This window comes from Bacteroides parvus (assembly GCF_017309675.2).
GTDB classification, from domain to species: Bacteria; Bacteroidota; Bacteroidia; order Bacteroidales; family Bacteroidaceae; genus Bacteroides; species Bacteroides uniformis.
The window spans coordinates 3689730-3702350 of sequence record NZ_CP084680.1 but is presented as its reverse complement, the minus strand read 5'-3'; the positions used below and the strand labels follow the sequence as shown (position 1 = coordinate 3702350).

Below are 12621 nucleotides of genomic sequence, written 5' to 3'. Positions count from 1 at the left end.
AGAGAGTGCATATTATTCAGAATCGGTTCCTGCTTCAGTCTTGAAGTAAGCATACCAGCCGCTGTCGTCCCAATCCACACCACCGCTATACTTGCCGGGATGATAGATTGTGATATAGTTCTCATCCAGTGTCAGCAGCCAGAATTTGTTGCTGCCTACGCTTTGTCCGTTGTCGTCATAATTCCCTCCGATGGTGGGGATGCTCGTTATCAGTTCACCCAGTACTCCGTCTTCCGGTTTTTCGTGTGTGAAGGAGAAAGTACCTTCTGCCTTTAGGTTTCCGCTGGCATCATAGGTTTTCATCTTGTTTCCGTCGAATTCGAATACCATGGACTGGTCTCCGGCTTCGGCGGCAGTGACATTGGCCCACCAGGCAAAATTTGATTCGGGAGTATAGCCTGCACTGGTATATTTCCAGCCTCCATGAGCCCCCATATTGCAGACGGAACCCCAGCTGACTTCACGGAACTTCCAGGTTTTCTTGGCAGATTTGTCACTCTTGTCGGTTGCACCGGTGAAGTAAGTGGACCAATCGTCGAATACATTGGTCACAGTCACTACAACCGGCTCTGTCTTGATAATTTGATTGGCGGAAATACCCATATAGTAGATGGAATAGTCTGCATTGGATTCCATGATGACCGTAGCGTTGTCCGTGACCAGTGTCTTACTTTGTTTACTTCCTTCGTCCCCCCATTCTATGTGCCATGAACCGCCAATGTCCGGGCGGGAGTTTTTCAGGGCGATATACTGGTCGCCTTCCACTACTCCGTCTTGGTTGGGGAAGGGTTGGGTAATGGATATGGCGGCTTGTAATGCCTCCTTGGTTATGGGTGTACCGGCATCAGTCACATATTTGTCTCGCAAGTCTTCGTCTTCGATAGGATCGCATGCAGTAACGATGAAGGCTGAAGCAAGCATTGCTATCAATATTTTTGTTACTTTCATATTGTCTTTATTTATAGGTTAATACTCTTACATATTGTTCCAATCCGAGAACTGGGCAGATGCATCCCAGCCTGGATTCTGCTCAAGGACTCCATTGGAGATGTCGATTTCGTCTTGCGGAATGGGCCAGTAGCCTTGGGTTGCTTGTAGGCGTTTCTTATAGTCGAATTTTACCATCGGTACCACCGTAGCGGCATTTATTATATTGAACCCGGTCTGTTTGTTGAGTATGTCACCGGCTTCCTCAAGCGAAGGACCCGACCAGCGAAGGATATCCCACCAGCGGATGGACTCGAATGCAAGTTCCCAGCGGCGTTCCTGCTTGATGGCTTCCAGGGAGTAGGCCACCGGAGCCAAGTGGGAGCGGGCACGTACCTTGTTCAGACCCGTAGCGTCTTGTTTCAGCTCGGACTGCATGAGCAGAACGTCGGCAAAACGGATATGAATCAAGTCGGCAATTTGGAGTAGCTGTTGGGATGTCTGCGAAGATATTCCGGGGAACATCTGCTTGCCGAAAGGTTCGATTTTGCCTTCATTGTAGGAATTGATATTGATGTATTTTTTCTGGAAATAGCCGGTTTGTTCATAGTAACGATAGGATACGGTATATTCCGGTTCACCCTCGTCCATGGTGCAGTCCATCAGCACATTGCCGGCAACATTCGGATCAAGTGCTTTGTACGACCATATGGAACCGGTCAGACGGGGATCCTCCTTGTAACCGTCCGTATAGGTCTGCTTGGCGGCCCAGTCTTTCCATTCGTTGACCATAGCCGGAGATACGGGGCCAGCTCCCCAACCGGTGCCGAAGGGATAACTGTCTTTGTTGGAATAGTTGTCGGCAGACGGTGAATAGAATTGCGCGCATGTGTTGGAGAACCAGGTATAGGTCCAGTCGGATTTCAGGTTATGCTTGTTGGCGAATAAAGTTTCGTCGGAACTGTTTCCTTCCCATTTCAGGTTATGGTTGATGACGTATTGGTAACGGAACCCTTCGGTATTGTCTTCGGTAGCATCGTTGGTATAGGCCCAAATGTTGCGTTGGTCGGACACCAGTTTATGACCGGAGTTGTTAACACAGTCATCTATCCAAGAGATGACCTCCTCTTTGGTAGTTCCGTTGGGAAGCTCGGTTTTTTCGTAGCGTCCGGTATAGAAAAGGAATACACGTGCCATCATGGCTTCGGCGGCATATTTTGTAGCGTGTCCGGTCATGTCTGAGCCTTTCGGATAAATCTTTGCGGGCATCATTTCGATAGCATTTTTCAAGTCTGCTGCAATCTGGGCGTAGATTTCGTCTACGGATGCACGCGGCAGGTTGGTGCTTTCCAGTGTGGTGCGTAAAGGAACTCCGCCAAAAACTTGTGCCAGTTCATAATAAGCCATGGCACGCAGGAAATAGGATTCACCGAAAAGCCGGTTGCGTTCGCTCTCGCTGGACCATGATTTCACGTTCTCCATTGTGTTGATGGCATTGTTGGCACGGTTGATAAGGGTGTAGCAACGGTCCCAGATGCCGGCAAATGTATTCAGATTGCCACTGTACATAAGGAAGTTGGTGGCACAGTTGTTGGAGTAGGAGAGGTTGCCTCCCAGACAGTCGTCACCTGCCAACTGGGCAATGTAATACTGGGAAGAGGTTTCAGGACTTTCAAACAACAGATGGGCGTATATGGCCGTCACCATCTCTTGGGCATCCTTTTCTGTCTCCGGGAAGTTGGCGGTTGTCTTTTCGGTCAAAAGTTCCGAATCGAGGAAGTTTTCGCATCCTGAAAGAAAAATCAGTATTGCTGATGCTATGAATAATATCTTTTTCATAATTTCTTCGGTTAATTAGAATTTTACATTTAAGCCTATCATATAGGTACGTGCACTGGGATAGTAGCCCAGGTCGATGCCTGATGCCCAACCATAATCGTCGCCGCCGTAACCGATTTCCGGGTCCATACCGGAATAGCCGGTGAAGGTAAAGAGGTTCTGTGCGGTCAGATACAGACGCAGCTGTTGTACCGGTAACTTTTTGAATGCTTTCTTGAAGTCGAACCCCACAGTGATGTTCTTTATCTTGAGATAGTCTCCATCTTCGATATAAATGTCTGATACTCTGTTCCAGTTGGAGCTGGAAGCGCTGGACAGTCTCGGGAACTTGTCGGATGTACCTTCGCCGTGCCAGCGTTGGAATATCTCTGCTGTATAGTTATTCAAGGGTGAGGAGGAGAAGTCACGATAACACTTCAGAATCTGCTGGCCGAATGCGCCGTAAGTAGTGATTGAGAAGTCAATGGCCTTCCAGCTGGCATTCAGGGAAAGTCCCATTGTCAGGTCGGGATTCGGGTTACCTATCATAGTACGGTCATTGGCATCGAGCGTACCGCTATTGTCGGTGTCTGCCCAGATTACGTCACCCGGCTGTGTCTTGTCGCCATTCAGTTTCGGACCTTTGTAGTTGTCTATCTGTTCCTGGTTCTGGAATATGCCGTTACTCTTGTAGCCGTAGAAGTAGCCGATGGGTTTGCCTACTTCAGCACGGAAGCACTCTTCGGCTCCTTCCCACAGAACGCTGCCGCTACCGTGGATGATTCCGTCTTTGTTGGCAATCTTGGTCACTTCATTCTTGTTGTGAGCAAGGGTCAGGTTGGCTCCATATTGGAAATCCTTTCCGATGTTGTCGTTCCAGTGGAGTCCTACTTCAATACCCGTGTTTTTTACATTACCGCCATTGACGGACACTGCATTGGCACCGAAGGAAGAGAGTACCGGAGCCGTAACCAGCCAGTCTCTGGTATTTTTGTTATACCAGTCGAATTCAAAGCCCAGGCGGTTGTTCAAGAAGCGTGCATCGATACCGAAATTCAATTGCTCCTGTGTTTCCCAGGTAAGGTCCGGGTTGGTCAGTCGGTAGGCGTATGAACCGGTACTGATGAGGTCCATGGAGTCGCCGAACGTATAACCGCCATATCCATTGTTGGAAGTTATCAGTGAAAGATATTGGAAAGTAGATACATTACAGTTACCATTTTGCCCCCAGGAAGCGCGTAGCTTTAAGAAGTCCAGCCATTTGATTCCTGACATGAAGGACTCGTTGCTGATAACCCATCCGGCGGATACTGAAGGGAAGTATCCCCAGCGGTGTCCGCGGGCAAAAGTGGAGGAACCGTCCGCACGCATGATGACAGAAGCCATGTATTTCTCCTGGTAGTTGTAGTTGACGCGTCCGAAGAAGGAAGCGATGGAACCTTCCCCGTTAGGCTTGCCAGTCAAGGAGGACACACTGTTGGCGGTCAATGGAACATTGGATAAATAAGCGTGCTTGAAGTCATAGAAGTTTGAGCCTATGGCTGAACCGCTCATTTCTTCTCCCATACCCCATTTTTCCATACTCTGACCTACCAGGACGTCGATGTTATGGTCATCGATATTGAAGATGTAGTTGGCTGTATTGTCCCATGACCAACGGTTATACATAGACATGGATTGGGTAACCTTGTCTTCTGCGTTGTTGAGTGACGCACTCAGATAATCGAATCTCGGCAAATAGGAACGATAACTGGAGGCTCCCATGATGTAGCCGAACTGGCTCTTGATACGCAGGTTCTTGATGGGTTGCAGTTCTGCATAGAAGCTGCTCTGCATGTAATGGGACTTGCTTAGGTTCTGGTTCATATAGTAGTCCAGATAAGCTATCGGGTTTTTATTGGCTTCGTTGGAGATATCCCATTTGTAGTTGTCCTTTTCCTGGTCTGCGTAGAGGTAGTAGTCTCCATCTGAATTGTAAGGGTGCATCAACGGGCTCATGATGAGCATATTGTGCACTCCGTTCCAATAAATGCCGCCGGTTCCGAATGAACCTTGCGTTTGCGAATATTTGTAGTTGATGGTTTCGCCCACTTTCAGGAAGTCAAGATTGCCTTTTTTCATGACTACGTGGTCCGAGTTGACGCGGAAGTTGTAGCGGTTCATTTCAGGAAATTCGCCGGGAACTCCCATGGTGGCTTCTTGGTTGGTGTATGAAATACCTATGGCATATCTGGAACGGTCTGTTCCTCCGGTGATGTTGACTGCGTGGTTCTGTACCAATGCATCTTCATTCAGCACTTCCTTCAGCCAGTTTGTCCCTTTCCATGTTCCGTTCTGTATGGCCTGCAAATCCCTTTCCGGAATATAGGTCGCCCAGTTGTACGGACTCAATCCGTCCATTACACGGCCTTCATCCTGCATCATCATGTACTCTTGGGCATTGAGGATAGTAGGGATTTTGTAGAGGTTCTGCACGCCGACATAGCCGTCGTAACTGACTTCGGCAACGCCGGTTTTACCTCGTTTGGTGGTAATCAAGATAACGCCGTTGGCAGCACGCGCACCATAGATGGCGGCGGAAGCGGCATCCTTCAAGATGTCCAAAGATTCAATGTCACTCGGGTTCAGCCCGTCGATGCTACCGTTGGCAACTCCATCTACCACATAAAGCGGGGAGAAGGTTCCGGTAGTACCGATACCGCGGATATTTACCTTGAAGCCCGAACCCAGGAAGCCGTTGTTCTGCGTGATGTTGACACCCGGTGACTGGCTCTGCAAAGCGCCCAGGGCATCCACAGTGTTCAGCTTGGCTATGTCTTCTCCTTTCACTTGTACAGTGGCGCCGGTGACAAGTTTCTTTTTCTGTACACCGTAACCGACAACAACTACTTCATCCAGTAGTTCGGAATCTTCTGCAAGGGTGATTTTCATGTTGGCATCTGCTTTGGCTTCCTGCGTCTTATAGCCGATGTAGGAAATGACCAGGGTGGCACCTCTTTTTACGTTTAGCGAGAATTTACCGTATAAGTCGGTAGTAACTCCATTGGTAGTACCTTTTTCCAAGATACTTGCTCCGATGATAGGCTCTCCATTCTGGTCGACAACAATACCGCGGGCTGTTTGTGCCTGCATCTGTTCTGTCACTCCGAATGAATTTTCCGAATAGGTCTCTATTGCCATGATTCTGCTGCTTCCTATAAATAGGGAGGTGATGGCAATTGCTGTGAGGATTTTGTTGTTCGATGTTCCTCGTTTACGATTTTCATTCATAATAGATGTTTTTTGTTTAAGCTAATGGATCTCAAAATAAATAGGTTGAATAGAAGATGACACTAATAGTGTTTTGGGGCTTTCGGGTAAATCATAGGCATTCATTGTTTTTCTAAGGTTACTATATATAATATGGTATATTCTTGGTTAATATATGTTGTTTGTTCATTTGCAAAACTTGTTGTATCTTTGCAACCGGATTTAAAATGTATGATGCCGTGAATAACGGTCGTGTATTCTAGAACACCACGTAAAAAACAGGAGTATGAAACAAAAAGTATCTGTACCTTTTATGTTGCTGGGCATTCTGTTCAATGTATGCTTGATTGCAGCCAATCTTCTTGAGACTAAAGTTATCCAGTTTTTGGGTATTACCGTAACAGCCGGATTGCTGGTCTTTCCTGTTTCTTATATTATCAACGATTGCATTGCCGAGGTTTGGGGCTTTCGTAAAGCTCGTCTGATAATCTGGAGCGGTTTTGCCATGAACTTTTTTGTGGTAATGCTGGGGCTGATAGCCGTGGCATTGCCTGCCGCCCCTTTCTGGGATGGTGCCGCGCATTTCAATTTTGTCTTTGGAATGGCTCCCCGTATTGTCATAGCTAGTCTGACGGCATTCTTGGTGGGCTCTTTTCTGAATGCCTACGTAATGAGCCGCATGAAACTGGCAAGCAACGGGTGTAATTTCTCCGCACGTGCCATTTGGTCGACGGTGGTTGGTGAGACGGCAGACTCGTTGATTTTCTTTCCGGTGGCGTTCGGAGGAATCATTGCATGGCGGGAGTTGCTGGTGATGATGTGTATCCAGATTCTGCTGAAGTCCATGTACGAGGTATTGATACTGCCTGTGACTATCCGTGTGGTAAAAGCTATTAAGCGGATAGACGGTAGTGATGTCTATGATGAAGGCATCTCCTATAAAGTATGGAAAATAGGCGATATTTAAAGCCCCTTACCCGTAGTGAGGGGAAATCAGTTATTATGTCAAACAAATAATAAGCAATGCCCTCTCTGTTTCCCTCCCTACGGGGGAGGGAAACAGAGAGGCTTTTAACAAGATGAATAGGGACACTGCTTTGGTGGTATTCAGTGGCGGGCAGGACTCGACCACTTGCCTCTTTTGGGCAAAACGTGAATTTAAGAAAGTGTATGCGCTGAGTTTTCTGTATGGACAGAAGCATCAGAAGGAAGTGGACTTGGCGAGGGCCATTGCCCGTAAGGCAGGTGTGGAGTTCGAAGTAATGGATGTTTCCTTTATCGGCCGGCTGGGACATAACTCATTGACAGATGCCGGCATGGAGATGGACCAGGAGAAGCCGGCAGACAGCTTTCCGAATACTTTTGTGCCGGGACGCAATCTGTTTTTCCTGAGTATAGCCGCCGTCTACGCCCGCGAGCGGGGAATTAATCATATTGTGACGGGGGTGTCGCAGACCGATTTCAGCGGTTATCCCGATTGCCGGGATGCTTTCATCAAGTCGCTTAACGTGACGCTGAACCTGGCTATGGACGAGCAATTCGTACTGCACACACCACTGATGTGGATTGACAAAGCGGAGACCTGGGCACTGGCAGACGAGCTTGGAGTGCTCGAACTTATACGCCACGAAACGCTGACTTGTTATAACGGTATCCCGGGAGATGGTTGTGGACACTGCCCGGCATGCACGTTGCGCAGAGAAGGATTGGAAAAGTTTTTGGCTTCTACTAAATGAGGCACACTTGTATCACTAAAAATATATGGCTATGACAGAATTGAAAGACCAACTTTCCCTTTTGGGGAGAAAGACAGCATACCGTCAGGACTATGCTCCCGAAGTATTAGAGGCATTTGATAACAAGCATCCCGGCAATGACTACTGGGTGCGTTTCAACTGCCCCGAATTCACCAGTCTTTGTCCCATCACGGGACAACCGGACTTTGCGGAAATCCGTATTTGCTATATCCCCGATGTCAAGATGGTGGAGAGCAAGAGCCTGAAGCTCTATCTGTTCAGTTTCCGCAATCACGGAGCTTTCCACGAAGATTGCGTGAACATCATAATGAAAGACCTCATTCATTTGATGAATCCTAAGTATATCGAGGTGACGGGTATCTTTACCCCGCGTGGCGGCATCTCTATCTACCCGTATGCCAATTACGGACGTCCCGGCACGAAGTTCGAGCAGATGGCGGAGCATCGTTTGATGAACCGTGAATAAGATGCTGTATCTGATGGCTCCTATAAATAGAAGGGGGGCTGTTAGGACAGGTAATTTTTGCATCACTATATTCTATATCCTTGTCTACTGACCTTTAGTTTCTTGTTTGCTAATTTTTATTCGTCCGACAGTTGTTGCATTATCGTCCAACAGCTGTCGGACGATAATTAAACAGCCGTCGGACGATAATGTAACGGTTGTCGGACGAATAGTTTTTAGTAAATGAGAAGTTAGTCTGTCTTTATTCATCGGCTAATATAAGGCTTCTCTATCATTAGTTTTGCTACATCTTTATTTTCTCTTTTACGATTATCCGCATAAATGCCGCTGACGAATAAGAAACTGTTTTGATTTTATTATTTAAGAGATTTCCTCAGCACCTTCCGAGCTCGTTTTCATTTTTTTTATCTGTTTTATTATTGATAATACCTATCAATGGTGATTGCATGGTATGATATATACGATAAATCCACTCCATATAATTACCTACAATAAGCGATTGCACAGCTGGATGTTAATAATGACCTTTGCACCGGTTTACTAACAACATTATAATTATTATAAAATTGAAAGCATATACATTTAAATTCTCGCTGCTGTTTCTCCTTCTGTTGGCTTCTCTGTCTGTACATGCGCAGAGGAGAGGAGGGATGATTTCTGGTAGAATCATTTCTACGGAAAAAGAAACGGTGGATTTTGCGACTGTTTATCTGAAAGGGACGAGTTATGGAGGAACCACGAATCAGGAAGGCCTCTATCACATCAAGGCGCCTGCCGGCGACTATACGCTGGTGGTGTCTGCCGTAGGTTATACAAAGGTGGAGAAAAAGGTGAAACTGGTCAATGATGAGCGGATGAAGCTGAACATAACCATCGCTCCCGAAACGCAACAGCTGGACGAGGTGACTATCGTTTCTACCGGAGTAAGCCGGGTGAAGAGGTCGGCATTCAATGCTGTGGCAGTCGATACAAAGGAACTCCAGAACACCACGAAGAATCTGAGCGATGCCTTGACCAAGGCTCCGGGCATGAAACTCCGTGAGTCGGGTGGGGTAGGTTCGGATATGCAGTTGATGCTGGACGGTTTTAGCGGAAAGCACGTCAAGGTGTTCATTGACGGTGTGCCGCAGGAAGGTGTGGGAAGCTCCTTCAGCCTGAACAATATTCCGGTGAGCTTTGCCGACCGTATAGAGGTATATAAGGGTGTAGTTCCCGTGGGCTTCGGTACGGATGCCATTGGCGGTGTCATCAATATTGTTACCAACAAGAAACGCCGGAACTGGTTCCTGGATGCTTCTTATTCTTACGGCTCGTTCAATACCCACCGCTCATACGTTAACTTCGGACAGACTTTCAAGAACGGTTTCAGCTATGAAATCAATGCCTTTCAAAACTACTCGGACAACGATTATCATGTAGATGCGCCGGTAAAGGATTTTGAGACGGGCAGTTTCAACGAAAGTGAGAAGGTGCGCGTGAAGCGTTTCAATGATACTTACCACAACGAAGCCATTGTGGCCAAAGCGGGTATTGTGGACAAAAGTTGGGCAGACCGGCTGATGTTCGGTTTCACCTATTCGCACATGTACAAGGACATACAGACCGGTGTACGCCAGAAGACAGTCTTCGGGGAAAAGCACCGCTTTGGCCATTCACTGATGCCTTCGATGGAATACAGCAAACGCAACCTGATAATCAAGGGGCTGGATATGGTGCTGACAGCCAACTACAATCGCAATGCCACTACGAATGTGGATACTGCCCGCTACGAATACAACTGGCTTGGTGAGAAACATCCGCTGAACAGCCCCGGCGAACAGTCCCGCCAGTATTCCCGTGCCGATAATGACAATTGGAACGGTACATTGACCTTGAATTACCGCATTGCGAGGGTCCACATGCTGACTTTCAATCATGTGTTGAGTGCATTCCAGCGTGATAATACTTCACTGTTGGCGGTGGAAGAACAGACGGATGCCATTGCCAAGCAGACCCGCAAGAATATCTCCGGTTTGTCATACCGCCTGATGCCTTCCGAAAAGTGGAACTTCTCGGCATTCGGCAAATACTACCGCCAGTATGTGGCAGGACCTATGGCCGAGGATGATACCGGTAGTAATTATGTACGCACCAGCCGTACGGTAGACTCTTGGGGATATGGTGCTGCCGGAACCTACTTCATCCTGCCCGGTTTGCAGGCGAAGCTCTCTTATGAAAAAGCTTACCGTCTGCCCACTATCGAAGAGATGTTTGGTGACGAAGATCTGGAGAGTGGAGACATCGGCATCCGTCCCGAGAAAAGTGACAACATCAACTTGAACCTGAGTTATTCCCGGAGTTTTGGAAAACATTCCGTCTACGTGGAAGGCGGTGTGGTATACCGCAATACGAAGGATTATATCCAGCGCAATATCCAGGACTTGAGCGGAGGAAAAGAAGGGGCCACTTATACCAACTACGGCAAGGTGCTGACGAAGGGATACAATGTATCGGCACGCTATGGCTTCGGACGCTGGCTGAGTGTGGGCGGCAACTTCACGCAGATGAATGTGCGTGACAATGAGAAGATGCAAATCGGCAGTACCGGCAACTCTGTGGAAAATCTCGGTTACAAGGCACGCATTCCCAATGTGCCCTATCAGTTTGCTGATTTTGACGTAAACTTCTATTGGCGCGACCTCTGGAAGAAAGGGAATATGCTGTCCGTGACTTACGACAACCAGTACATGCACAGCTTCTCCTACTATTCGCAGGCCATCGGTAGCAAGAACAAGGATTTCATGGTACCCGACCAGTTCTCCCATAACCTGACATTGAGCTATAGTCTGAAGAATGGCCGCTATAATATCTCGTTTGAATGCCGCAACTTCACGAACGAGGATTTGTACGACAATTTCAGTCTTCAGAAAGCCGGGCGTGCGTTCTATGGCAAGGTACGTGTACATTTTGGTGATTAATAAATATAATGGTTTTAATAGGTGTAATTAATAAGAAGAACAAATGAAGAAGAATTATCTTTTGTCCGGCCTCTTGGCAATGGCAATGACCGGAATGGCTTTAATTTCTTGTACAGACACAGACGAACCGGGTTCCGGCTCCGGTTCCGGTTCAAAGGGTAACTATGTGATAGCTGCCACGGCTACAGTTTCAGGTAGCTCCGTTCCTGTCCTGCTGACAGCCGAGTCACTGGAAAGCGGTGAAATTACTGCTGCCGGCAATGGCCTTGTGAACGATGGGGCTACTTACTGGGTGTTCTACGGAAACAAATATCTGTATGCCTTGAATTATCACCAGGGAAATGCAGGCACTACCCAGTCGTTCATTATGAATACAAACGGTGAACTGGAAAAACGTAGCCAGGAGTATAACGTCAATCGTTTCACTACCTACGGCTATTATGACCAATTTATAATGACGACTTCTACCGGCGACGGCCCTACGGAACTGAATGATGCAAATGGATATACTCCCCAATCTTTTTTGATTTCCTATCTGGATGTCGAGAAACAGACTTATACAAAGAACTCGGTAACAAAGGATACTCCATTTCTTGCCGAAAATTTCCTTGAAAATGGTGAATACGTAACACTGGCCGGTATAGAACAAGTGGGCAGTAAGGTTTATGCAGCAGCCATTCCCATGGGGCTTAGCCAGTATGGTTGCATGCAGAAGAATGAAGACGGTAGTTACAAGTGGGTGCTTTCCGGTAATGAGGATTTAATAAAGACAGAATCCGGCGGGCAGGGTAGCGGTGCCTATGAGAAGGACGAATTGCAATGGACCCAGTATCCTAATGAATGCCATATCGCTATCTTTGGTGATCAGACACTGAATTCTCATAAGGTCATCACTACAGACAAAATCAGTTATGCTGCCGGACGCATGAAGTCACAGTACTACCAGATGAACTGGCTTGCCGACGACGGCTATGTATATGTATTTTCTCCGAGCTATGCCAAGACCATGAGTGATTCGCGTCAGCAGACTACATTGCCTGCTGGAGTTGTACGCATCGATACCAAAGCAGAGGAATTTGATGCCGCCTATTACTATAATCTTGAAGAGAAAGCCAATGGCGCCTCTTTCTTGCGCACTTGGTATATTTCAGGTAATTATTTCCTGTTGCTGATGTATGATAAGGCAATTACGGCATCAGACAAGGTTGCCAACCAACTTGCCGTCTTCAATGCCTCCACCGGAGCTTTGACTTATGTGAACGGCCTTCCAAGCGATGTCTCCGGCTTTGGTAATACCCCGTACATGGAAAATGGCAACGCATATGTGGCAGTCACTACCTCTTCCGGCTATCCTGCCATCTATAAGGTAGACCCTGCCAATGCAACAGCTACCAAGGGTCTGGTTGTCAATGCAACCCAACTGAACGGTGTAGGTAAACTGGAATAA

The 12621-nt window shown here is 47.3% G+C and carries 8 protein-coding genes; 5 read left to right on the top strand and 3 right to left on the bottom strand.

Features of this window, described 5'->3' with window-relative positions:
• Positions 1-12: 12 nt before the first annotated feature.
• The 3 genes from JXR92_RS15140 to JXR92_RS15130 are packed head-to-tail and all read right to left on the bottom strand — an operon-like array spanning position 13 to position 6015.
• Positions 13-948, bottom strand: a complete 936-nt coding sequence (locus JXR92_RS15140; RefSeq protein ID WP_117965334.1) for a hypothetical protein — start codon at positions 946-948, stop codon at positions 13-15.
• Between the two features lie 27 nt (positions 949-975).
• Positions 976-2766: a RagB/SusD family nutrient uptake outer membrane protein gene (locus JXR92_RS15135; RefSeq protein ID WP_138345375.1), complete on the bottom strand. Its 1791-nt coding sequence runs from the start codon at positions 2764-2766 to the stop codon at positions 976-978.
• A gap of 15 nt (positions 2767-2781) precedes the next feature.
• Positions 2782-6015, bottom strand: a complete 3234-nt coding sequence (locus JXR92_RS15130) for a SusC/RagA family TonB-linked outer membrane protein (RefSeq protein ID WP_138345377.1) — start codon at positions 6013-6015, stop codon at positions 2782-2784.
• Between the two features lie 265 nt (positions 6016-6280).
• Between JXR92_RS15130 and JXR92_RS15125 the strand changes: the two genes are divergently transcribed.
• The 5 genes from JXR92_RS15125 to JXR92_RS15105 all read left to right on the top strand — a co-directional run bounded on the left by JXR92_RS15125 (position 6281) and on the right by JXR92_RS15105 (position 12621).
• The gene (locus JXR92_RS15125; protein ID WP_138345379.1) at positions 6281-6961 is read left to right on the top strand and encodes a queuosine precursor transporter; all 681 of its coding nucleotides are present in this window, start codon (positions 6281-6283) and stop codon (positions 6959-6961) included.
• Positions 6962-7073: 112 nt separating this feature from the next.
• Complete coding sequence (gene queC / locus JXR92_RS15120) at positions 7074-7730, top strand: 7-cyano-7-deazaguanine synthase QueC (RefSeq protein ID WP_005831503.1); 657 nt, start codon at positions 7074-7076, stop codon at positions 7728-7730.
• A gap of 31 nt (positions 7731-7761) precedes the next feature.
• Complete coding sequence (queF, locus tag JXR92_RS15115; RefSeq protein ID WP_117965416.1) at positions 7762-8217, top strand: preQ(1) synthase; 456 nt, start codon at positions 7762-7764, stop codon at positions 8215-8217.
• A 650-nt stretch (positions 8218-8867) separates the two neighbouring features.
• Positions 8868-11174: a TonB-dependent receptor gene (locus tag JXR92_RS15110; RefSeq protein WP_009038190.1), complete on the top strand. Its 2307-nt coding sequence runs from the start codon at positions 8868-8870 to the stop codon at positions 11172-11174.
• A gap of 43 nt (positions 11175-11217) precedes the next feature.
• On the top strand, positions 11218-12621 hold the full coding sequence (locus tag JXR92_RS15105) for a DUF4374 domain-containing protein (protein WP_119962075.1): 1404 nt from the start codon (positions 11218-11220) through the stop codon (positions 12619-12621).

What these genes read in the sequence shown, in the direction of transcription:
- JXR92_RS15125 (WP_138345379.1), top strand. Translation starts at nt 6,281, where the DNA reads ATGAAACAAAAAGTATCTGTACCTTTTATGTTGCTGGGCATTCTGTTC.
- queF (WP_117965416.1), top strand. Translation starts at nt 7,762, where the DNA reads ATGACAGAATTGAAAGACCAACTTTCCCTTTTGGGGAGAAAGACAGCA.
- queC (WP_005831503.1), top strand. Translation starts at nt 7,074, where the DNA reads ATGAATAGGGACACTGCTTTGGTGGTATTCAGTGGCGGGCAGGACTCG.
- JXR92_RS15130 (WP_138345377.1), bottom strand. Translation starts at nt 6,015, where the DNA reads ATGAATGAAAATCGTAAACGAGGAACATCGAACAACAAAATCCTCACA.
- JXR92_RS15140 (WP_117965334.1), bottom strand. Translation starts at nt 948, where the DNA reads ATGAAAGTAACAAAAATATTGATAGCAATGCTTGCTTCAGCCTTCATC.
- JXR92_RS15110 (WP_009038190.1), top strand. Translation starts at nt 8,868, where the DNA reads ATGATTTCTGGTAGAATCATTTCTACGGAAAAAGAAACGGTGGATTTT.
- JXR92_RS15105 (WP_119962075.1), top strand. Translation starts at nt 11,218, where the DNA reads ATGAAGAAGAATTATCTTTTGTCCGGCCTCTTGGCAATGGCAATGACC.
- JXR92_RS15135 (WP_138345375.1), bottom strand. Translation starts at nt 2,766, where the DNA reads ATGAAAAAGATATTATTCATAGCATCAGCAATACTGATTTTTCTTTCA.